The 24,235-nt window shown below is 50.6% G+C and carries 11 protein-coding genes; all 11 read left to right on the top strand.

From position 1 onward, the window contains the following. The first annotated feature begins 154 nt into the window (after positions 1-154). Positions 155-2,959, top strand: coding sequence for a phosphoenolpyruvate carboxylase (gene ppc, locus FJQ58_RS01990; protein WP_139990776.1), 2,805 nt, complete (start codon positions 155-157; stop codon positions 2,957-2,959). A gap of 1,017 nt (positions 2,960-3,976) precedes the next feature. Next, complete coding sequence (locus tag FJQ58_RS01985; protein ID WP_238403730.1) at positions 3,977-5,197, top strand: S1C family serine protease; 1,221 nt, start codon at positions 3,977-3,979, stop codon at positions 5,195-5,197. Between the two features lie 602 nt (positions 5,198-5,799). Further along, on the top strand, positions 5,800-6,366 hold the full coding sequence (gene sigW, locus FJQ58_RS01980; protein WP_139990775.1) for an RNA polymerase sigma factor SigW: 567 nt from the start codon (positions 5,800-5,802) through the stop codon (positions 6,364-6,366). A gap of 208 nt (positions 6,367-6,574) precedes the next feature. Beyond that, a complete protein-coding gene (locus FJQ58_RS01975; RefSeq protein ID WP_139990774.1) occupies positions 6,575-7,213 on the top strand; it encodes a zf-HC2 domain-containing protein in 639 nt (212 codons plus the stop codon). 140 nt (positions 7,214-7,353) lie between these two features. After that, positions 7,354-8,196, top strand: a complete 843-nt coding sequence (gene cdaA, locus FJQ58_RS01970) for a diadenylate cyclase CdaA (protein ID WP_139990773.1) — start codon at positions 7,354-7,356, stop codon at positions 8,194-8,196. Beyond that, positions 8,189-9,583, top strand: coding sequence for a CdaR family protein (locus FJQ58_RS01965; RefSeq protein WP_139990772.1), 1,395 nt, complete (start codon positions 8,189-8,191; stop codon positions 9,581-9,583). Before cdaA ends, FJQ58_RS01965 begins: the two co-directional genes overlap by 8 nt. Positions 9,584-9,664: 81 nt before the next feature. Then, positions 9,665-11,005 carry a phosphoglucosamine mutase gene (gene glmM, locus FJQ58_RS01960; protein ID WP_139990771.1) on the top strand — a complete coding sequence of 447 codons (1,341 nt, stop codon included), beginning with the start codon at positions 9,665-9,667 and terminating at the stop codon, positions 11,003-11,005. 554 nt (positions 11,006-11,559) lie between these two features. After that, positions 11,560-13,392: a glutamine--fructose-6-phosphate transaminase (isomerizing) gene (gene glmS / locus FJQ58_RS01955; RefSeq protein ID WP_139990770.1), complete on the top strand. Its 1,833-nt coding sequence runs from the start codon at positions 11,560-11,562 to the stop codon at positions 13,390-13,392. Between the two features lie 313 nt (positions 13,393-13,705). Further along, on the top strand, positions 13,706-14,047 hold the full coding sequence (locus tag FJQ58_RS01950) for a TnsA endonuclease N-terminal domain-containing protein (protein ID WP_139990785.1): 342 nt from the start codon (positions 13,706-13,708) through the stop codon (positions 14,045-14,047). A 562-nt stretch (positions 14,048-14,609) separates the two neighbouring features. Continuing rightward, entirely contained in the window at positions 14,610-21,821 is a 7,212-nt protein-coding gene (locus FJQ58_RS01945; RefSeq protein WP_139990769.1) for an S-layer homology domain-containing protein, read from the top strand. A 767-nt stretch (positions 21,822-22,588) separates the two neighbouring features. Further along, a partial coding sequence (locus tag FJQ58_RS01935; RefSeq protein ID WP_202915194.1) for an InlB B-repeat-containing protein occupies positions 22,589-24,235 on the top strand: 1,647 nt, incomplete at its 3' end.

Genomic DNA, 24,235 nt, shown 5'->3' with positions numbered 1-24,235 from the left:
AGGGCTTCAACCCTGTTGGATTTTGTAGTATGATGGTAGAAGTCAAAAAACGTTCACGTTTTAAGTGCAAGCTTTCGAGGCGGTTTTCGCCTTGCCAAAACAAGTAAATGCTTACGGAGCAATTGCTGCTTCGCATAAATTTAGGAGGAACAGTATGTCGGATCAATCTGCATCTACTTTGACGACAAATCGGCAGCAGGCTAACAATTTGCTGCGACGCGATGTCCGGTTTTTAGGTAACATACTCGGGGATGTTCTCGTTCATCAAGGCGGCCGTGAGCTGCTGGATATCGTGGAACGGATCCGTGAGCAAAGCAAGGCGCTTCGCGCTGAATTTGTACCGGAAATATTTGATCAATTCAAAGGCAACATCTCTTCCCTAAGCCCAGAAATTCGGCATCAAGTCATTCGTGCGTTTGCGATTTACTTTCAGCTTGTTAACATTGCCGAGCAAAATCACCGGATTAGACGGAAACGTGATTACGAGGTTTCTGCAGGCGAGACGGTGCAACGCGGCTCAATTGAGAGCGCTGTGCAGGACCTGAAGGAACGCGGCATTTCCATGCCGGATGTACAGGAAATTTTGAGCAACATTTCGTTGGAGCTAGTTATGACTGCGCATCCGACCGAAGCGACTCGCCGTGCGGTGCTTGATATTCATAAACGGATTGCCGTTGATGTGATGGAGCTTGATAATCCGACATTAACTTACCGTGAGCGCGAGAAGCTGCGTGAGAAGCTCATGAATGAGGTTCTTATTTTGTGGCAAACTGACGAGCTGCGGGATCGCAAACCTACAGTTATCGATGAGGTTCGCAACGGTTTGTATTATTTTGACGAAACGTTGTTTGAGGTGCTTCCAAACGTTTACGAAGAGCTTGAACGTTGCCTGAGCAAATATTATCCGGATGAAAACTGGCATGTGCCAGATTACCTTCGCTTTGGCTCATGGATCGGCGGCGACCGCGACGGTAACCCTTCCGTTACGTCAAAGGTTACTTGGGAGGCGCTCTCGCTTCACCGCCAGCTGGCACTCCGCAAGTATGAAGAGAAGCTCGAAGAGCTAATGGATCTGCTAAGCTTCAGCACGAACCTGATTGAGGTTTCAGATGAGCTTGTGGAATCGATCCGTTCGGACCGAGAGCATGTCGAGCTGAAATGCGTCGAGCTGTGGAGAAACACGAAGGAGCCTTACCGGATCAAGCTTGGCTTTATGCTTGAGAAGCTGGCTAATACGCGTGATGAGTCGCTTAAAGGTTCACCTATGCGTTACAATCACCCGGATGAGCTGCGTGCGGATCTGCTTGTCATTGACCGCAGCCTGCGCCATCACTTCGCTGATTATGTAGCAGATACGGCGCTTGCGAAGCTTGTTCGCCAAGTGGAGCTGTTCGGTTTCCATCTGATGGCGCTTGATGTTCGTCAGCACAGCCAAGAGCATGAAAATGCGATGGCCGAGATTTTGGCAAAAATGAATGTGGTTGCGGATTACGCGGCACTTTCCGAAGAAGAAAAAACAGATCTGCTTCACCGTCTTCTTAATGATCCAAGACCGCTTACGTCGGGTCACCTGGATTATACGGAATCGACGCGTGAATGCTTGAACGTTTACCATACGATTTATCGTGCGCAGCAGGAGTTTGGCGTCAATTGCATCTCCAGCTACCTGATCAGCATGACACAGGCTGCAAGCGACATGCTTGAAGTCATGGTGTTTGCGAAGGAAGTTGGCCTGTTCCGTAAGGAAGCTGACGGCACGATTCGCTGTACGCTGCAATCGGTACCTTTGTTCGAGACCATTGACGATTTGCATGCGGCACCTGCCATCATGAAGGAACTGTTTGAGATGCCAATTTACCGCCAAGCGGTTGAAGCACGCGGCAACCTGCATGAAATCATGCTGGGTTACTCCGACAGCAACAAAGACGGCGGAGCGGTGACGGCGAACTGGGAATTGCGCGTAGCGCTTAAGGAAATCACAGCTACCGGCAAAGAGTACGACGTGAAGCTGAAGTTCTTCCACGGTCGCGGCGGAGCGCTTGGCCGCGGCGGCATGCCGCTTAACCGCAGCATACTTGCACAGCCGCCTCATACGGTTGGTGGCGGCATTAAGATTACCGAGCAAGGCGAGGTTCTTTCCTCGCGCTACTCGATGCAGGGCATCGCTTACCGCAGCCTTGAGCAAGCGACATGGGCGCTTATCACGTCTGCGCGTTTGGCGAAATACCCAGAGCAGGCTCCGCAAGCGGAAGCCGAGTGGGACGAGATTTCGCGTTCGATTTCCGAGACGGCGCTTACGAAATACCAGGATCTTATTTTCCGCGATCCGGATTTCCTCACGTACTTTAAGGAATCGACACCGCTGCCTGAGGTTGGTGAGCTGAATATCGGCTCACGTCCGTCTAAGCGTAAAAACAGCGATCGCTTCGAAGATTTGCGTGCCATTCCATGGGTGTTCGCATGGACGCAAAGCCGCTACTTGCTGCCAGCTTGGTATGCAGCGGGCACGGCGCTGAACGAGTATGCTCAAGGTGACGAGGGCAAGCTGAATACGCTTCGTACGATGTACGAGAAGTTCCCGTTCTTCCGCTCGCTCATCGACAATCTGCAAATGGCTTTGGCTAAAGCAGATCTGGTTATCGCGAAGGAATACGCGGATATGATCAAGGACAAAACGATCCGCGACCGTATTTTTGAGCAAATCGAGCAGGAATACAAGCTGACTTCCGACCTGATCCTAAGCATTACGGGACAAACGGAAATTTTGGATAACGTTCCAGTTATCCAGGAATCCATCCGACTGCGCAATCCGTACGTTGATCCGCTCAGCTACATGCAAGTGCAACTGCTCACCGAGCTTCGCGCGCTGCGCGATAACGAAGAGGATGATCCAGAGCTGCTTCGCGAAGTATTGCTTACGATCAACGGCATTGCTGCCGGACTTCGGAATACGGGCTAATTCATCTAACTGTCCGCTTCGGCGGCAAGGGTTACCAAATAGTCAGTCATGGCGTCAGCGCCTTGACTGGCTATTTTTGCGTTTGCAGGAGATAGTGAGGGTATTTGGTGGGAAGGCGCACATAGTGGCAATGTTGGAATCGTAGGAAGTGTTGAAAGTGTTGAAAACGTGGGAAGCGTGAGGTATGGGGAGTGTATAGGCGGAAGGTGTTTTGACATATGAAATAGTAGGAGTCATGGCTGAAGTTACTGCGTGCGGGAGAAGGTTTGTTAAACGTAGATCTAAAAAGTAGATCTATTTGATCAGAAACGCCCCAATTGGTGGAAATAGGTCTAAAAAATAGATCTATTCTGGCCGAGTGGCTCCAAATGGGCAGTGAAAGGCTGGTTTGTGGAGGAATAGATCTAATAAATAGATCTATTTGATCGAAAACGCCCCAATTGGTGGAAATAGGTCTAAAAAATAGATCTATTATGGCCGAGTGACTCCAAATGGGCAGTAAAAAGCTGGTTTGTGGAGGAATAGATCTAAAAAGTAGATCTATATCATTGGAAATGAGCCAATTGGTGGAAATAGGTCTAAAAAATAGATCTATTATGGCCGAGTGGCTCCAAATGGGCAGTAAAAAGCTGGTTTGTGGAGGAATAGATCTAAAAAGTAGATCTATATCATTGGAAATGAGCCAATTAGTGGAAATAGATCTAAAAAGTAGATCTATTCTGGCCGAGTGGCTCCAAACGGGCAGTAAAGGGCGGGTTTGTGGAGAGAGAGGTCTAAAAAGTAGATCCAATCTGGCGGGGTAGCAACAATGGACTATAGGCTTAAACTTGTGAGGTAATATGAAGCTTTTGAGATCACAAAAATATAGATTACTATAATAGAATCCCCCACAAGAAGAAAAACATAACTTCGTTGTTTTCTTATGTTCATTTATAATCGGCTTAAGTTTCGTTTAAGGTACATCCTGCATGATAGGTACATGGGAAACAGACACCTACATTGGAGAGGATGATCACATTGAACGAGGAAAACAAACGCATGAATGCGAACAACGATATGAATAACGAAATGAACAATAATACGAACTATGATGCAAATAATCATTCGAATACGAATCAAACTGCCACTCATACCTCTGCTGCGCATACATTCGCCACGGACAACCAGTCACCATCGGTCACTACTTATATCTATGAATCTACCAAATCGAGTAACGATTTGAGAGCAACCTATGAGAGGGAGCTGAGACTCCAGCAAGAGTCGGAGCATACTCCTCATGAAGAGCAGAGGAGTAAGAAGAAACGTCCCGGAGGAAGCTCGCCAAAAACGCTGCTCGCATCGTTTCTGATCGGCGCGATGGTAATCGGAGGCTTCTCGTACATGGCGGACAAAAATAATTTGTTCAGCGGAGGGACAGCGGCGGTTCAGGGTACGGGCTCCAGTGTAGTGAGCAACACGACGCAGCAGGATGCGGGCTTATCAACCGCGTCACTTAGCACAAGCGAGGATATCGCATCTGTGTATGCCGCAACAAGCCCGGCGGTTGTGAAAATTGAAAACTACGGTGAAGCGGCTAGTTCCAGCTCTATGTTTGATGATCAGCGGTTCCAGCAGTTTTTTGGTGGCGGGCAATCCGGCAGAGGAGGTCAGCAGGAAGAACAGCAACAGCAGCAGCAAAGCGCTGCAGAGCTAGAGCTGGTGGGTTCGGGAACCGGATTTTTCTTCGAGCAGGACGGTTATATTTTGACGAATGAGCATGTCATTGCAGATGCCAAAGAGGTTAAGGTGACGGTACAAGGCTATGACGAGCCGTTGACAGCTAAAGTGCTTGGCTCTAGCTATGATCTCGATTTGGCCGTACTTAAGGTAGAGAGCCCTGACGGAAAAGCATTTCCTTCGCTCAAGCTTGGCAGTTCTGATGAAACCAAAATCGGAGATTGGGTGATGGCGATCGGCAATCCATATGGGTTCGACCAAACGCTGACGATGGGTGTTCTAAGTGCCAAGGAACGTCCAATTACGATTGCGGATGAACAAGGTAACCATGAATATGAGCATTTGCTGCAAACTGACGCTTCCATTAACCCAGGCAACTCTGGCGGACCGCTTCTAAACGAGCATGGTGAAGTAATTGGCATTAATACAGCGGTGAACGCGGAAGCGCAGGGCATTGGGTTCGCGATTCCGACATCGACCATTACGAAGGTGCTCGATCAATTGAAAACAAATACGCTATAATTTCTAGCGTCAGCAAAGTGTAGAGAAAAGCTTGGGAGCCGCGAGGTGCCTGAGCTTTTTTTGGCATCTACAATCCATGCAGCCTAGCCGGAAGTCGAAGCATGAAACTAGCCTCAGGTCGATTGCTGAGCGGGCATTAAACGTATATAATTGGCTAAATGGTTGCCATTCGAAACGTACGCCAGAAAATAAACTCGGCATCGTCCATTTTATCGACTGTGTTCAGGGCTGTACGTGGTAAATTAACCATCCCGTCAGGGAGATATGCTGCAACAAAATGGCATTTTCTTTTCAATTGCCTTGCTTTTTCAGTTCAGGTCGATTACGATTTTTCTATTGCCATATAAGATAGCCGGGCAATATTGATGACGTTAACGATGAATATGGTGAATGCCTCGGCAACGAAAATACATAGATAATCCTATTAAAGATTTACATAGATAAAGGCTGACACATCGCTCACTGCGGTTACTGGCCTTAGGCTTGGCGGGCGGTTGCTTGCGTACAATTTTCCGTAATTGTAAGCGGCTTTGGACGGCGGCTCATGCATGGTCTATGGCATACCGGTCAGTTGAACGAACGGAAGGTTTGGAGGAGTTAAGGTGAATGTATTGGAAGCACGCCTGGCGAAGTTAGCGCTCAAAGGCGATCAGCAGGCATTTGCTGAGCTTGTTGACCTCTATCAGGATAAGCTCTTTCATATGGCATATCGAATGTTAAACAGCCGCCAGGAGGCGGAGGATGTCGTTCAGGACACCTTCCTTCGCGTATACAAAAATCTGGATCGGTATGATGATACGTTAAAATTTTCGACATGGATCTACAGAATTGCTACGAACCTATGTATTGATCGGCTGCGCAAGCGGAAGCCCACTTACTCGCTTGATGCCGAATCGAACGACCATGAAGGGTTGGACGGGTATTCCATGATACCGAGCGATAACCGAACGCCGGAATCGGAGCTGCTGCTCTCGGATACCCAGCGGATCATTCATTCGGCGATTGCCTCGCTGCCGCCCAAGTATAAGAGCGTGATGACGCTGCGTTACATGCAGGATTTGTCGCTGCAGGAGATAGGTGATGTGCTGGACATGCCTGTGACGACGATCAAGACCCGCGTGCATCGCGGCAGGGAGTTTCTGAGAAAGAAGCTGGAGCACAAGCTATAACCCTTATTTCTTACTGAACATAAACTAGTGAAGCCATGTCTGCCTTGGACATTGGCTTATTTCAGGGATAAATGGTTACCTTTTTTGGGCTTGGGAGGGTGAGTTGCGACATTTTTAAAAAAAGTGAAACATCCCCTCGCGAGCAACGTATCCTAATAACGAGAATAGAACTTAATGCGCGAGCAATGGAAAGAAAGGACTGGCTGCTATGAATTGCAACGTCGCCATCGTATGGATGCATGACTATTTGGACGGCGAGCTGCCGCGTGAAGATATCGTTACGTTAAAATCTCATTTGCTTTCCTGTCCGGCTTGCCGCAGTCGGTTTGAACAGCTCCAGAAGACGGACGCCGCGGCGTTCCAGACTTTAGAAGCGCTTAAGCCTGCCGCGGATTACGACCTGAAAGCATCAGAGCAATTGACGCAGCGCATTATGCAGCAGCTGCCGAAGAAACGAAGCAACCAGCGGAACCGGATCGTACGCTTTATTTACCGCTATCCGGGCGTAACTGCTGCTGCGGTGTTCGTACTCGTAATGCTGGGAAGCTTCTTCACCATGTGGGAAGAGGACACCAAGCTGATCGTCGCGGGCGAGGATCTTCAGCAGGTCATTATAGAGGGCAACACCGTAATTGTACCCGAGGGGGCCCATTTAACTGGCAACCTAACGGTAGAAAATGGAACAGCCGAGGTTAAAGGCGAAGTAGATGGGAATGTTACTGTTATAGACGGTACCTTGAATCTGGCTTCCACCGGCCATATCGCGGGGCAGAGCCGGACCATCGATCAAGCGCTCGATTGGTTCTGGTACAAAGTGACGCAAACGTTTGGCGGGAATGCTCGTTAATGTCGGCTGCCTCCCTCTTGCAGGGAGGCATTTTTTATTTTTTTTTGAAAAAAAGGATTTCCAATCCCACATCTAGAAAATAATAAAGTTGAAAACCAGTATAGACCAGAATAAGGGGATCAGCTGTTGGGGGTTGGCATATGAGTTATTTTTCGGATTCGACTTGGCATGACTGGTTAAAGGACATCATCGATGTTGGCATAGTCAGCTATATTATTTATAAAATGATTTTGCTTGTGCGCGGGACGCGGGCGGTTCAGCTTCTGAAAGGAATCTTTATCCTAGTTGCCGTATGGGCGCTGAGCACTTGGTTTAATTTGTACACGCTGAAGTGGCTAATGAACCAGATGTTCACGTTCGGAATCGTGAGCGTGCTCATTATTTTTCAGCCGGAGCTGAGAAGAGTACTGGAGCAGCTCGGACGGGGCAAGTTGTTTGCGAGGTCATATTCGCTTGATCGGGATGTCGTTAATGAGCAAATAGACGGCGTGATTAAAGCTGTCCGTTTCATGGCAGAGCGCAAAATCGGAGCGTTAATCGTATTCGAGCGCACAACGGGCCTAAGCGAGCTCATCGAATCGGGCATTCGGATGGAATCGCGGATTACCTCCGAGCTGCTCATTAATATTTTTACGCCGAACACGCCGCTTCATGACGGTGCGGTCATCATCCGCTCGAATCAGATTATGGCAGCAGGCTGCTATTTGCCGCTGTCCGAAAATCCTTTTATCAGCAAGGAGCTGGGCACGCGCCACCGCGCGGCGATTGGCGTGAGTGAGGTCACGGATGCCATATCCGTCACCGTGTCGGAAGAAACTGGACAAGTATCCCTGTCACTCGGAGGCATGATTGTCCGGGATATCAACGAGGAATCCTTGATCTCGAAGCTCTTTGACGAGCTGACTCCGAAGACGAACGGGCGCACGAAGGAACGTGCGACGATATCGTCGCTTTGGAAGCGGAAAGGAGGCCAAGATGGATAAGTGGCTAAGCCATCCTACCTCTCTGAAAATTATTTCGATTATTGTCGGGCTGCTGCTATGGGCGGTTGTACATATTGATCCGGATACGTCGCCGCAGACGATGACTACGAATATTGATACCAAGACGATTGAGGCCTCTGTCATTACGCCAGATGGTCTCGATACCAAAAAATACGTGCTCACAGCCATGGAGCCTACCGTCGTACGGCTCGACGTGCAGGGCAGGCTTACTGATCTGCTTAAGGCTTCCTCCACCGATGATTATGTCGTGAAGGTGGACTTGAAGGGCGTAAAGCCCGGCATTCAGGAATTGCCGCTTACCGTAGACCTGCCTAAGGGGATTTTGCTGGTAAAAATGTCACCACGGACGGTAACGGTGCAAATTGAAGAGATTTTGACCAAGCCTTTTGAGCTGCAGGTCGTAACCGAAGGCAAGCCGGCAGACGGCTATGTTCTAGGAGCTGCAAGCGTGGTTTCGCCTACAGATGGCGTACAGGTTACGCTGCCGAAGGATGATATGAGCCGAGTTGGGCTTGTCACGACTGAGGTAGACGTCGAAGGCGCAGATAAAACAATTGTGAACAAAAAAGCAAAAGTTGTCGTATATGATACAGATGGCATTGAAATGACGAACGCGATCATCTCTCCGTCTACCGTACATGTAGAAGTTAAGATTACGCCTCCGTTCAAGAAGCTGCCTCTTCAGGTGCGCTACACGGGCACGCTGCCGGAGGGATTAAGTCTGGTGTCTGTTAAGCCGACGATCGATCAGGTTACCGTATATGGCGATCAGAAGACGTTAGACGGGCTTCAAGTCTATGATGGGGTCGTGCTGGATCTCTCGAAGGTGAAGCAGTCCGGCAGCATACAGGCGAAGACTGAGTCTATTGACGGCATCAAGTCGATTGATCCAGGCGAAGTTACGCTTGAGGTAGTCGTGGCGCCGAATATTACGAAAACCTTCACTGACATGCCAATCGCCATTGAAGGGCTTGCGAGCGGTACGACTGCGACAGTTCGCACGCCTGCGGACGGGAAGTTTAACTTAACTGTCAGCGGTGCGGAGTCGGTCTTGTCTGCACTTAAGGCAGAGGCGATCAGCATCATTGCTAACGTAGAGGGGCTTGCGCCGGGCATTCATGAGGTGACGCTGCAGGTGGATGTGCCATCCTACGTACAGACGGTGCTTGCAGAGGGGCAGACGCTTACGGTTTCGATTGAAATTGTAGCGGAGGAAGCCGCTGGCGGCACCGATGGGGAAGAATCCGAGGAGGTCGGGGGAACTCCGACAGAGGAAACGCCAACCCCGACGCCTACGCCAACCCCTGCTACCACCGACGGGAGCGGTAACGGTAACAGTGGCGGCAATGCAACTAGCGGAGCATAAGGGTAATTCAAATGAATGCGGAACAGGAACAACTAACCAAAAACAATGATTGCAGCATATAACAAAGGAGCATTATCTATTATGGGGAAATATTTCGGAACAGACGGTGTGCGCGGCGTAGCCAATCGCGAGCTTACACCGGAGCTAGCTTACAAAATCGGCCGCTGCGGCGGTTATGTCTTGACGCGTCAAGCCAAAAAACCAAAGGTGGTTATCGGGCTTGATACACGGATTTCGGGGCCAATGCTGGAGTCCGCGCTAATCGCGGGCTTGCTGTCTATTGGCGCAAGTGTTGTTCGCCTTGGCGTCGTATCGACACCTGCGGTTGCTTACATTACGCGCGAATTGAACGCCGATGCTGGCGTTATGATCTCGGCATCGCACAATCCTGTTGAGGATAACGGCATTAAATTTTTCGCTGGCGATGGCTTTAAATTATCGGATGATACCGAGCTCGAAATCGAGCAGTTGATCGATGCCGACACGGATGAATTGCCACGCCCAGAGGGCGGCGATATCGGAGCGGTATCAAGCGATAAAGGCGCGAAGCAGCGTTACCTGGATTATTTGAAAACAACGATTAAAGGCGAGTTCAGCGCTTTGAAAATCGTGCTCGACTGCGCGAACGGCTCTGCGTATGAGCTTGCTCCGTCCGTATTCCGCGAGCTTGGCGCGAATATTATTACCGTTGGCGCTGAGCCGGACGGCTTGAATATCAATGCGGGCGTAGGCTCGACGCATCCGGAATATTTGCGTGAGCAGGTATTGCAGCACGGCGCGGACCTCGGACTTTCTTTTGACGGGGATGCCGATCGTCTTATTGCCATTGACGAGAAGGGCGAGGAAGTGGACGGAGACTTCATTCTGTGCATTATCGGCGATGCGATGAAACGCGCAGGCAAGCTGAAGGAAGATACGATCGTGACCACGGTGATGGCTAATATCGGCTTCTTCAAGGGCGCTGAGCGTATCGGACTGAAAACCGCTCAAACGGCTGTAGGCGACCGCTACGTGATGGAGGAAATGCGCCGTGGCGGCTTTAACTTGGGCGGCGAGCAATCCGGCCATGTTATTTTCCTGGATCATATTACGACAGGCGATGGCATTCTTACGGCTCTCCAGTTGGTGGATACGCTTGCTGCTTCAGGCAAGAAGCTTAGCGAGCTGAAAGGGCTAATGCGCAAGTACCCGCAAAAGCTCGTTAACGTGCGTGTAGCCGACAAGAGCCTGTACCAAGGCAATACGGCTATCGAAGAAGCCGTAAAGCGCGTAGAGCTTGAGCTAGGCGACAACGGCCGCGTGCTTGTTCGTCCATCGGGCACGGAGTCATTGATCCGGGTCATGGCGGAGGGTCCTGAGAAAGAACAAGTCGAAGCTTATGTGGATCAAATCGCTGACGTCGTTAAAAGTGAGCTAGGTTAAACATAGTGAAGATGCTGTCGAAAGCCTGTCAGATCGTGTAGAAGGCTGGCTTTCGACTCCTTATTTTGGAAGATACTTGTGGATATTTTCACACAGTGGTTGCACAGTTTGTTGAAAATGAATATGATAGGTAGTGTGATTCAAGAAGGAAAGCGAGGATCGAGGTTAATTAAGCAAGTTAAGCGCCAGAGCTTGCGTGATGAATGATTCGTTGTAGAGCTTGGAAGATTGAGCTTGAAGCGGGTGTTCATACGGGAAGCTGACGAGGTGAAGGTGTTCGAAACATTCGGCGGGGACCTTCCGGTATTATAAGCCAACCGAAAGCCGTTACGTAAAACGGCCGGGCGACCGGTCATACAATCGTGCGGCAGGCTTCGTATATGATTCATTCTCCCGTATGTCCAAGATGCCACCAATGGGTGGGCATGGGCAGAGGGGTTACATTTTCCGCAATAATTGGGATTACTTTGTGACAACTTCATATTGCCTGTGCCACGCATTGGCAGGCATCCGGTTTGGGCGGGAAAATAACCTAATCGGAGGCCTATTAAATTATGTGTGGAATTGTAGGATATATTGGTAAACGCGACTCGCAGGACATTTTGCTCGAAGGATTGAAGAAGCTGGAGTACCGGGGTTATGACTCTGCCGGTATCGCTGTCTTTACGAAGAACGGGCTTGAAATTACAAAGTCGAAGGGTCGTTTGGCGAATCTTGAAGGCTTGCTGCGCGAAGAGCCGCTTGAAGGCTCTGTCGGCATTGGCCACACTCGTTGGGCAACGCATGGTAAACCATCAGACGTGAACTCGCATCCGCATACGGACAACACGGCGAAGTTCTCAGTCGTTCATAACGGAATCGTTGAGAACTACCTAAACCTGAAGGAAGAGCTGGTGACGAAGGGACATATTTTCGTATCGGAGACCGACACGGAGGTCATTTCCCATCTGATCGCAGACGAGTATGACGGCAATATCGTTGAAGCGGTACAACGCGCAGTGAAACGTATGCGTGGAGCGTTCGCGCTTGGCGTATTGACTGAATTTGAACCGGACCGCCTGGTAGCGGTACGTTTTGCAAGCCCGCTGGTTATCGGCGTTGGCGAGGGTGAAAACTTCATTGGCTCGGATATTCCGGCAATTTTGGAGCATACTCGCAATGTGTACATTTTGAACGACGGCGAAATGGCGATCTTGACACGTGATGCTGTCGAAGTGATGACGACTGAAGGCGAAAGTATTTCCAAGGAAATATTCCATGTCGATTGGGATCTGGTAACCGCAGAGAAAGCCGGATTTGATCACTTCATGCTGAAGGAAATTCATGAGCAGCCAAAGGCTTACCGCGATACCATGATGAGCCGTATTTCCGAAGACGGCAAATCCGTTGAATTAAAAGAGCTGGGTATGTCAGCTGAATATATAAAATCGATTCGCAAAGTCCACATCGTGGCCTGCGGTACGGCATTCCATGCTGGACTTGTCGGCAAATCGGTGATTGAATCGCTTGCACGCATCCCGGTAGAAACGGACGTGGCATCGGAGTACCGTTACCGCTCGCCGATCATCACACCGGATACGCTCGTTATCGTTGTTAGCCAATCAGGCGAAACAGCAGATACGCTTGCGGCTCTTCGTGAAGCACAGCGCAACGGCGCTCGCGTGCTTGCCATCACCAACGTTGTCGGCAGCTCGGTTGCCCGCGAAGCGGACCATGTGCTCATTACTTGGGCAGGTCTTGAAATCGCGGTAGCTTCGACAAAAGCTTACACTTCGCAGCTAATTGCTTTCTATCTCTTCGGCTTGCATCTTGCAGGAACGCTGGAGACAAAAGAAGCAGCATATATCGAAGAAGTTATTACAGCTATGCATAAATTGCCTGAACAAGTAGAGCATATTTTGCAGCAAGCGTATGTGCTTAAGCAGGTTGCTGAATCAATTGCTAGCCACAAACACCTGTTCTTCATTGGCCGCGGCGTAGATTACGCTGTCGCGCAAGAAGGCTCGCTCAAGCTGAAGGAGATTTCTTATATCCACTCCGAAGCTTATGCTGCAGGTGAATTGAAGCACGGTACGCTAGCGCTAATCGAGGATGGTATTCCGGTTATCGCTTTGGTAACTCAGGAAGAGCTGTACGAGAAAACGCTTAGCAACATCAAAGAAGTGAAAGCGCGCGGTGCACACGTTCTTGGCATAGCGAACGAAGGCTCGGAAGAAGAGGTAGCGAAATCTGTCGATGAGCTGTTCGCGATTCCGAAGACCCTTCCAATCCTGTCGCCAGCCTTGTCGGTGATTCCGCTGCAGCTGATTTCTTACTATGCATCCCTTGCTCTTGAGCATGACGTGGATAAACCGCGTAACTTGGCGAAGAGTGTGACGGTGGAGTAGGGAGTTGTTTCCTTTTAAAAATTTATAATAAAGATTGATAATTTGAAACAAATTTTGATAGTAATGGCTCTTAGGGATATATTTATCCTTAAGAGTCATTTTTGTATTGAGAAATGCTATAACCCCTAGCCCCGATATAAATCACTTCATCTTACTTTCCATTTAACTTGTTGGGTGAAATTTATGTCGAAAGAAAAGAGTGGGAAAAAGCAGCACATATATTATTACAGTCCATCGAAATAACCTCTACTTTTGAAGCCTTTAATAACTTGGGGATTGCCAAATATCATTTGGGTGAACTACATGATGTCAAATACTTCATACTGCAAGAACATTAAAATGTAAAGATGACTTAGCCGACAAGCGTGTTTTAGAGAAATTTGAAATTGAGAAAGTATACTGGGAACGTCAGGGGGTTGACTGGGGGATAGTTACCGAAAATGAAATCCCTAAGACTCTCGCCCAAAATATTAGTTCCATTCTTCGTTATTACGATCTAAATAATATTGAAGGGTTTCAAAATCTAGAGGAGTCTGAAATTACGGATATAAGTATTCATATGATTAATCTTTTACTTAGAGAGACTGCTTTTATTTGTACTGTCTACTTGACGGGGTGCAGTTCAAACAACAGGGCCAAAATATTCTTGTGTTAAAAAATAAAATATAATGACCGAGCAGACTGTGGCCTGACTTTTAGAGTCCCTTTAGAGCGAAATTAGTTAGAAATGTGATTATAGCGGGTCTTTTAGAGCTTGTGGGAGACAAGTTAGTTAGAAATATAATTATAGGACGCCTACGTTTACCTACCCCTTTTCCTTGTTGACCTACCCGCTTAGGTAGGTCATTTTTTGTTTTTTAACCGTTATACTTAATTTAGATTTGCCTTACGGAAAGCGAGTATTTAGATCTTTTTAAATGTGGTTTTTTCCAACATCTAATTGCTGCTAATCAAGATGCCTCTGTGTCAATACATAAGTTTAGCCACATCATGTCCCCGGACTCTTCTCCATTACTCAGCACAAGGTAACGCAAGTGGTCCACCATCTTTGCTGCCAGCATTACTCAATCAGACCAACACAGAAATACTCTGACAAAAAATACAGGAATCGTATCGAAATCTTTGACGGGAGGGATAGAGTTTAGAGGTGGGGTAGTCGAGTATGGTTGTTATTTTTTCAGAATAGAAATGGGATTACAAGGAGGAACAAGATAGTTATGAAGCTTTTGAAACGCAGATCGCTGATTTATCTTTTAATAGTAAGTATGCTGCTGACGTTGATAGCTGGGCCTGGAACGGCTGAGGCAGCAGCTTCTAATTGGGTTATGGTGGATGGCGGCGGGACTACTGGCCTGAATGTGAACACTTCGAGTCATGCACCGCAAGCTATGCGTACGGCTGTACACCGTAATATTCTGTATGCAGCCTGGATTGAAAGGGCATCGTCAGTTAATCAGGTTCGAGTAAAAAGCTTTAATGGAACAACATGGAGAAGCGTAGACGGAGGCGGTGCGACAGGTCTAAATATAAATTCAGCAGAGCGAGCGCTTAACCCTTCCTTAATTGTATATGAGGATATTTTATACTTGTTTTGGGAGGAAACGGGTAAGATTCGCGCAAAAAAATACGATGGAACCAGTTGGATCAGTGTGGATGAAGGTGGCTTGAATGGAAGCGCTTCGGCAACATCGTCTGCTCCACGCATGGCCGTATTGAACAACAACCTTTACGTAGCTTGGCATGAGAAGGTAGATGGCGGAGTTAATCAGATTCGAGTAATGAGCTTTGACGGTATCAATTGGACGAGTGTCGATGGCGGAGGCTCTACAGGTTTGAACGCAGATCCTTTGAGTTCTGCAACCTATCCGACGATGGCCGTATTTAACAACACTTTATACGTTTCTTGGTATGAATATGGTCGTTGGGCTGCACAAGTGAGAGTAAAGAAATATGATGGCTCCAGTTGGATTAGTGTCGATGGTGGAGGAAGCGACGGCATAAACGTAGATCCTTCTTTCAACGCATTAGCGCCCGAATTAATTGAATTTAATAATGAGCTGTATGCAACATGGTATGAGAGTAGTCAGATTAGAGTCAAGAAGTATGATGAAGCAAGCTGGACGAGTGTCGATGGCGGAGGTTCAATTGGCTTAAATGTAAATGTTAACAGGGCCGCATCTTTTCCTAAACCGATGGTGTTTAATAATGATTTATACCTTACATGGCTCGAAGATAATGGCACTACTAGAGCTCAAATTCGGGTAAAAAAGTATGATAGAACCAGTTGGTCATCTGTAGATGATGGTGGTTCAAATGGTATTAATGCCGGTTTTGTCGATACAGCTTGGGAACCTTCCCTGCAACAATTCAATGGTGATTTATATGCTTTTTGGGGTGAAGCAAATGGTTATTCCGGTCAGGTTAGGGCAGCCAGGATGTTGATTGACGCTGACATTCCGACCATCAGTACACAGCCAGCGAATCAGGTGGTAAATGTGGGAGGAACGGCGACGCTTAGAGTGACGGCATACACCATAGACGGCGGAACGTTAAGCTACCAGTGGTACAGCAATACCAGCAACAGCACCTCCGGTGGTACGCCTGTGACTGGAGCGACCAGCGCAAGCTATAACGCGCCGACTGCCACTGATGGGATTCTGTACTATTACGTCGAGGTGACGAATACAAATTCGCGCGCTGTGGGAACAAAATCAGCGAGCATTACGAGCAATATTGCTTCGGTAACAGTGAATGCGCTCGTGAACGCGGCTACGCCGAGCATTGGGACGCATCCAGCGGATGCGACGATTGAGGTTGGAGGAACGGCTACACTTAGCGTAGCGGCGAGCGTGAGCGATGGAGGTGTATTGAGCTACCAGTGGTATAGCAACGGCAGCAACAGCACGAGCGGAGGCGCGTTCGTGAATGGAGCGAGAAGCGCTAGCTATAATGTACCGACGGCAACGGCTGGCACGAAGTATTATTACGTCATAGTGACGAACACGAATTTGAGCGTGAGCGGAACAAAGACGGCTAGCGTGATAAGTGGAGTAGCTCAAGTGACGGTGAATACGCTGGTGAACGCAGAGACGCCGAGCATTGGGACGCAGCCGACGGATGCGAGTGTGAACGTTGGAGGAACGGCTACGCTTAATGTAACGGCGAGCGTGAGCGACGGTGGTATATTGAGCTACCAGTGGTATAGCAACGGCAGCAACAGCACGAGTGGAGGCACGTTGGTGAATGGAGCGACCAGTGCAAGCTACAACGCACCGACAGCAACGGCCGGCACAAGGTATTATTACGTCGTAGTGACAAACACGAATGCGAGTGTGAACGGAACGAAGACAGCGAGCGTGACGAGTGGAACTGCATTGTTGACGGTGAACGCGCTAGTGAACGCAGAGACGCCGAGCATCGGTACGCAGCCGACGGATGAGACGGTGAACGTTGGAGGAACGGCGACGCTTAGCGTAGCGGCGAGCGTAAGCGATGGAGGTGTGCTGAGCTATCAGTGGTATAGTAACGGCAGCAACAGCACGAGCGGAGGCACGTTGGTGAACGGAGCGACCGGCGCAAGCTACAACGCACCGACAGCAACGGCTGGCACGAGGTATTATTACGTCGTAGTGACGAACACGAATGCGAGCGTGAACGGAACGAAGTCAGCGAGCGTGACGAGTGGAACCGCATTGGTGACGGTGAACGCGCTCGTGAACGCAGCTACGCCAAGCATTGGGGCGCAACTGACGGATGCGACAGTGAACGTTGGAGGAACAGCAACGCTTAGCGTAGCGGCGAGCGTGAGCGATGGAGGTGTGCTGAGCTATCAGTGGTATAGCAATAGTAGCAATAGCACGAGCGGAGGCACGTTGGTGAACGGAGCGACCAGTGCAAGCTACAACGCACCGACGGCAACGGCCGGCACAAGGTATTATTACGTCGTAGTGACGAACACGAATGCGAGCGTGAACGGAACGAAGACGGCGAGCGTGACGAGTGGAACCGCATTGGTGACGGTGAACGCGCTCGTGAACGCGGCTACGCCGAGCATTGGGACGCAGCCGACGGATGCGAGTGTGAACGTTGGAGGAACGGCGACGCTTAGCGTAGCGGCGAGCGTGAGCGACGGTGGTATATTGAGCTACCAGTGGTATAGCAACGGCAGCAACAGCACAAGCGGAGGCGCGTTGGTGAACGGAGCGACCGGCGCAAGCTACAACGCACCGACGGCAACGGCCGGCACGAGGTATTATTACGTCGTAGTGACGAACACGAATGCGAGTGTCAATGGAACGAAGACGGCGAGCGTGACGAGTGGAACCGCATTGGTGACGGTGAACGCACTCGTAAATGCAGCTATGCCAAGCATTGGGACGCAGCTGACGGATGCGACAGTGAACGTTGGAGGAACAGCGACGCTTAGCGTAGCGGCGAGCGTGAGCGACGGTGGTATATTGAGCTACCAGTGGTATAGCAACGGCAGCAACAGCACGAGCGGAGGCACGTTGGTGAACGGAGCGACCGGCGCAAGCTACAACGCACCGACGGCAACGGCCGGCACGAGGTATTATTACGTCGTAGTGACGAACACGAATGCGAGTGTTAATGGAACGAAGACGGCGAGCGTGACGAGTGGAACCGCATTGGTGACGGTGAACGCACTCGTAAATGCAGCTACGCCAAGCATTGGGACGCAGCCGGCAGATGCAACAGTGAACGTAGGAGGAACGGCTGCGCTTAGCGTAGCGGCGAGCGTGAGCGATGGAGGTGTGCTGAGCTATCAGTGGTATAGCAATAGCAGCAATAGCACGAGCGGAGGCGCGTTGGTGAACGGAGCGACCGGCGCAAGCTACAACGCACCGACGGCAACGGCCGGCACGAGGTATTATTACGTCGTAGTGACGAACACGAATGCGAGCGTGAGCGGAACGAAGACGGCGAGCGTGACGAGTGGAACTGCATTGGTGACGGTGAACGCGCTAGTGAACGCGGCTACGCCGAGCATCGGTACGCAGCCGACGGATGCGAGTGTGAACGTTGGAGGAACGGCTACGCTTAATGTAACGGCGAGCGTAAGCGATGGAGGTTTACTGAGCTATCAGTGGTACAGCAACGGCAGCAACAGCACGAGCGGAGGCACGTTGGTGAACGGAGCGACCGGCGCAAGCTACAACGCACCGACGGCAACGGCCGGCACGAGGTATTATTACGTCGTAGTGACGAACACGAATGCGAGCGTGAACGGAACGAAGTCAGCGAGCGTGACGAGTGGAACAGCATTGGTGACGGTGAACGCGCTAGTGAACGCGGCTACGCCGAGCATCGGTACTCAGCCGACGGATGCGAGTGTGAACGTTGGAGGAACAGCAACGCTTAGCGTTGCGGCGAGCGTAAGCGATGGAGGTGTGCTGAGCTATCAGTGGTATAGCAACGGCAGCAACAGCACAAGCGGAGGCACGTTGGTGAACGGAGCGACCAGTGCAAGCTACAACGCACCGACAGCAACGGCCGGCACGAGGTATTATTACGTCGTAGTGACGAACACGAATGCGAGTGTTAATGGAACGAAGACGGCGAGCGTGACGAGTGGAACAGCATTGGTGACGGTGAACGCGCTCGTGAACGCGGCTACGCCGAGCATCGGTACGCAGCCGACGGATGCGAGTGTGAACGTTGGAGGAACAGCAATGCTTAGCGTAGCGGCGAGCGTAAGCGATGGAGGTGTGCTGAGCTATCAGTGGTATAGTAACGGCAGCAACAGCACGAGCGGAGGTACGTTGGTGAACGGAGCGACCGGCGCAAGCTACAACGCACCGACGGTAACGGCTGGCACGAGGTATTATTACGTCGTAGTGACGAACACGAATGCGGGCGTGAGCGGAACGAAGACAGCGAGCGTGACGAGTGGAACTGCATTGTTGACGGTGAACGCGCTAGTGAACGCAGAGACGCCGAGCATCGGTACGCAGCCGACGGATGAGACGGTGAACGTTGGAGGAACGGCGACGCTTAGCGTAGCAGCGAGCGTGAGCGATGGAGGTGTGCTGAGCTATCAGTGGTATAGCAACGGCAGCAACAGCACGAGCGGAGGCACGTTGGCGAATGGAGCGACCAGTGCAAGCTACAACGCACCGACGGCAACGGCTGGCACAAGGTATTATTACGTCGTAGTGACGAACACGAATGCGGGCGTGAGCGGAACGAAGTCAGCGAGCGTAACAAGCAATGTCGTTTCCGTCACCGCAACCGAGGTTCTTACCTATGAAATAGAAGCGATAGATCATCAGAATGCATCTGTTTTGACGCAAGGGTATGGACCTGGTACTCAGCAATCGCTGGTGATCTCCGTTACGAATACCGGTACGGGACATTTAACAGGCTTATCCGTAGCGAAGGGGGGAGCAGACGCCGAAGTTTTTGAAATCTCGCAGCCGGCCTCCACCTTGAATAGCGGTGCGCCGTCCACCAGTTTTACAGTCAAAGTCAAGGATGGTTTGGAAGCCGGGAGTTATACCACAACGGTTACCGTATCCGCTACCCATATGAGCGATCGGACCTTTACCGTTACGCAGAACATTACCCTGCCTGGCGTGCCTGCAAGCCCGACTTCGCTACAAGCTATAGCCCGAGATCGAAGCGTTGCCTTGCATTGGGAGGCGGTGGAGCATGCCGATGCATATGAGATCTATGTAGCGACGGTTTCGGGCGATTTCAGCGATTCCGTCGCTACGGTGAGGGATACAAACTACGAAGTGACAGGGTTAACCAATGGAGTTATCTATTATTTTGCGGTCAAGGCTAGCAATTTGGGAGGCTCAAGCCCCTTCTCGGAAGAAGCCAGTACGATACCTGCAACGGTGCCACTGGCTCCGACGAACGTGCGAGCGAGCGCGGGCGACACGATAGCCACGGTTCGTTTCGATGCTCCGGCTGACCATGGGGGGAGCGCCATTCTTAGGTATGAGGTGATGACTAGTCCGGGCGGAATTACGGTAGTCGGAACGACAACACAAATGGAAGTAACAGGGCTGACCAACGGGACGGACTACACGTTTACGGTTCGGGCAATCAACAGCGTCGGACCTGGTGCCGTATCTGCTGCATCTCATTCCGTTAGGCCGACGGCGAGCATCACAACGTCACCACCGCAGACTTCGTCCCCAACGATGGAATGGCTGAAATTTTTGGTGAACGGGCAGCAGGTAGAACAGCTTGGTCCTGTCATCGCAACGACCCTAGCGGGGCGAACGGTCATCACGGCCGAGTTGGATTCCGCGAAGCTAACGGCCAGGTTAGGGCAAGAAAAGCCGGGAGCTGTCCTGTCTATTGTCGCGGCTAATGGCTCCGATATGGTAAACATCAAGCTAAACGGCCAACTGCTTCACGACCTGAAGCAGAAAGCGACGACCTTGGTCATTCAGACGGAGAAGATGGTCTTCACGCTGCCTGCGCATTCAATCTATAGCGATGCGATCGTCGCGGATCGTTTGGGTAGCCAAATCCTGCTGCAAGACGTAAAGGTATGGCTCTCCGTCGGCCATGCTACGAGTGAAACATCCAAGCGCTTGCAGGATGCAGCCGAGCGGTTAGATGCGGATATCATCTCGCCAGCTATCACGTTTGCCATCAAGGTGGAGTATGGCGATAAGACGGAGGACGAGGTCCGGTATTCGAAGTACCCAGATAGACTGCTTGCGATTGCGCCGGAGGTGGATGTGAATCGGATCACGACAGCAGTCGCTCTTGAACCGAATGGAACGATTCGTCATGTTCCAAGCAGAATCGTGGAGGTCGACGGCAAACGCTATGTGAAAATCAGCGACCTGTCGAATGGCACCTATGCCGTTATTCATCATTCGCAACGCTTCACCGACGTGGAGAAGCATTGGTCCAAACCAGCCGTAAACGACCTGGGGTCGCGTCTGATTCTGAGTGCTCCGGTAAACGGATTCTTCCATCCCAATCGCGACATAACCCGAGCTGAGTTTGCGGGAATCCTCGTGCGGAGCCTTGGGCTGAGCAGGGTGAAGGGGCCGATGCGTTTTGTGGACGTGAAGGAGAATGAGTGGTATAGCGGCGCCGTGCAAACGGCCTATGCGTATGGCTTAATTTCAGGATTCGGCGACGATACGTTCCGACCGAACGATAACATAACGCGCGAACAGGCGTTTATCATGCTTGCCAAAGCCATGATGCTGATTCATACGGATAAAAGCCAGCAGTTGGTTAATCCCTCTGCTTCGCTCCACCGTTTTGTAGATTCGAGTAGCCTATCGGAATGGGCGAGAAGCGGTACGGCGATGGTAGTGGAGGCTGGCCTGGTATTGGGCCGCAGAGAAAACACGCTAGCGCCGAAAGCGTATATCACCCGGGCGGAAGTAGCTATGATCGTATGGAAGCTTTTACAGCAAACCAAACTTATCTAATGTAATGTGTGATTCATTTTTTTGGAGATCGGTAACAGCTGAACAATACTTAGTTTTTTTCAACCAAGTGCAGTGCTGCGGAGCTAGAGTGGCAAGCGGGTCGGGCAGGAGATACGATGGCCGGAAGTGATCGTTGCTGGTATGAAGATAGGAAGACGCGACCCTGGACGGATGCAATCTGTTCCAAACGTTCCGATATACTATGTTGTCATTGGTAAAATCCGCGTTGGTCGCGATCGTCATCATCCAACTTCTATGGTCCTGGAACGAATTGCAATGGCGTCTTATCATTAATAGCTCGCCTGATAAACGAAGGCGTGGCCTTCAGCGCTCATAAAGGTTGACCGGAACACCAAGAGGACGCTAAGCTCTGGATCTCATCCGGCTTGGCGTTTTTTATTGACTTGAACGCGGAGACCTCTAGACTCAGGGGTTTCCTTTCCATTTTATAACCAAGGGCAGCCGAATCCGTAAACATGGACCTAACTACCCGATTTAGCTCATAGAACTACCCTATCGGGTAGGTCAATTCAGCCCTGCTATCTTTTATAGTAGATATTATGGCTTGTATAGCTCAAGAGTGACTAATGGACTCTATCAGCACAACGACAAGAGGAGAGTAGAGACTAATGATTAGGCGGGGTATTTCATTGTTTACGGTTTTATTAATAGTAATGGGGTTATTTCCATCTTACTCTTCTGCAGGAAGCGGAGTCACGAGTCTAACCACATTAACTTTGTCTAGCGGCAAGGCTGTGGAGGACCTCATGGACACTTGGAAATTCTATGCGGACGTTGCGAACAACGTGAGCGAGATAATGGTTACGCCGACGGCGGTAGACGCTGATTCCAAGATTGAGGTAAACGGCGTAGAAGTAGCTAGCGGCAGTCCGTCGGGAGCAATTGCCCTGAATGTTGGAGTTAACACAATAGAGATTCTGGTGACGCCGTCATCCCCTTATGAAGCGTTAAAGAAAATCACCACTTTAACGGTAACTCGAGCGGGTGGGCCGGGGAGCAACACCATATTGAATTTTCTAGGCCTATTTCTGGAAAGCGAAATACCGGGGGATTTACCTGTCGGCTTTGGGTTCAATAAGAGCTTGCCGTTCTATGATTTGATATCTTTCATCGGCCAGAACAAGGTTCTGATCGATCCCCAACCCGAGGATAGCGGGGCGACCGTCACGGTAAACGGAATCGAAGCGACAAGAGGCGTCAAAGTGCCCATTGGCTTACTAATGGGAGATAACAAGATAACGGTCGTCGTGACGGCGAGAGACGGGACGACAACCCGGACCTATACGTTGCTTATTAATCGCCTTCCGGGCGCGGACACTTCGCTTATCGAACTGGGGCTGAACAACGGTATACCCGTTGTGGATCCGGACGATAACAAGAAATACTCCGTTAACTTCGCCTACGGCGCGAAGAGCACCAGAGTATATCCGGTGGCCAAAATGGATTATGCAACGATTACCGTAAACGGAAAAAGCGTGGCGAACGGCGGGTTATCTGAGGCGATTCCCTTGGAGGTCGGTAGCAATACGATTGCGGTCGTGGTCACGTCGGAGAATGGGTTGGCTACGGCCAACTACACCCTGACGGTAACGCGAGCAGCCGCGCCGACGGGCTACAAGGTAACCTTCAACGAGAATAATGGCGGTGTCGATCCGGTCGCGGACCTGAATGAAGTCAGTCCGGGATCGACGATTGCAAGGCCGGAGGTAACCCGTGATGGCTATCTCTTCGCGGGTTGGTATAAGGAAGGAAATTACATTACCTTATGGGATTTCGATACGGATACGATAAATGCGAATACGACGTTGTACGCGAAGTGGACGCCGACGTACACGGTGGTGTTCGACTCGCAAGGAGGAAGTTCGGTTGAGAGCGCGCCCGGCCTTCTCTCCGGAGCGACCGTCCCGAAGCCATCCGATCCGACGAGAGCGGGCTACGCATTCTCGGGTTGGTATGTGGATGTAAACTTCTCGTCGGCATGGAACTTCTCCACAGATACGGTAATCTTGAATGAGTGGAGCGTGTATAGGACGCTGTATGCGAAGTGGACGGCGATTCCGGTGTCGACGTACACAGTAACGTTCGATTCGAAGGAAGGCAGCGCGGTAGTGAGCGCTGCCGGTATCCTCTCCGGAGCGACTGTGACGAAGCCGACGGATCCGACGAGAGCGGGTTATACATTCTCGGGCTGGTATAAGGATGAGGGCTATGCTTCGGCGTGGAACTTCTTAACGGATACAGTAAGTGCAAATACGACTTTGTATGCGAAGTGGACAGCGATTCCGGTGTCGACGTACACGGTAACGTTCGATTCGAAGGAAGGCAGCGCGGTAGTGAGCGCTGCCGGTATCCTCTCCGGAGCGACTGTGACGAAGCCGACGGATCCGACGAGA

It is taken from the genome of Paenibacillus paridis (genome assembly GCF_006345825.1).
GTDB classification, from domain to species: Bacteria; Bacillota; Bacilli; order Paenibacillales; family Paenibacillaceae; genus Pristimantibacillus; species Pristimantibacillus paridis.
Note: the sequence above shows the minus strand (reverse complement) of the source record. Positions and strands in the feature narration are given on the sequence as shown.

What these genes read in the sequence shown, in the direction of transcription:
- glmS (WP_139990770.1), top strand. Translation starts at nt 11,560, where the DNA reads ATGTGTGGAATTGTAGGATATATTGGTAAACGCGACTCGCAGGACATT.
- FJQ58_RS01945 (WP_139990769.1), top strand. Translation starts at nt 14,610, where the DNA reads ATGAAGCTTTTGAAACGCAGATCGCTGATTTATCTTTTAATAGTAAGT.
- ppc (WP_139990776.1), top strand. Translation starts at nt 155, where the DNA reads ATGTCGGATCAATCTGCATCTACTTTGACGACAAATCGGCAGCAGGCT.
- FJQ58_RS01975 (WP_139990774.1), top strand. Translation starts at nt 6,575, where the DNA reads ATGAATTGCAACGTCGCCATCGTATGGATGCATGACTATTTGGACGGC.
- FJQ58_RS01965 (WP_139990772.1), top strand. Translation starts at nt 8,189, where the DNA reads ATGGATAAGTGGCTAAGCCATCCTACCTCTCTGAAAATTATTTCGATT.
- glmM (WP_139990771.1), top strand. Translation starts at nt 9,665, where the DNA reads ATGGGGAAATATTTCGGAACAGACGGTGTGCGCGGCGTAGCCAATCGC.
- cdaA (WP_139990773.1), top strand. Translation starts at nt 7,354, where the DNA reads ATGAGTTATTTTTCGGATTCGACTTGGCATGACTGGTTAAAGGACATC.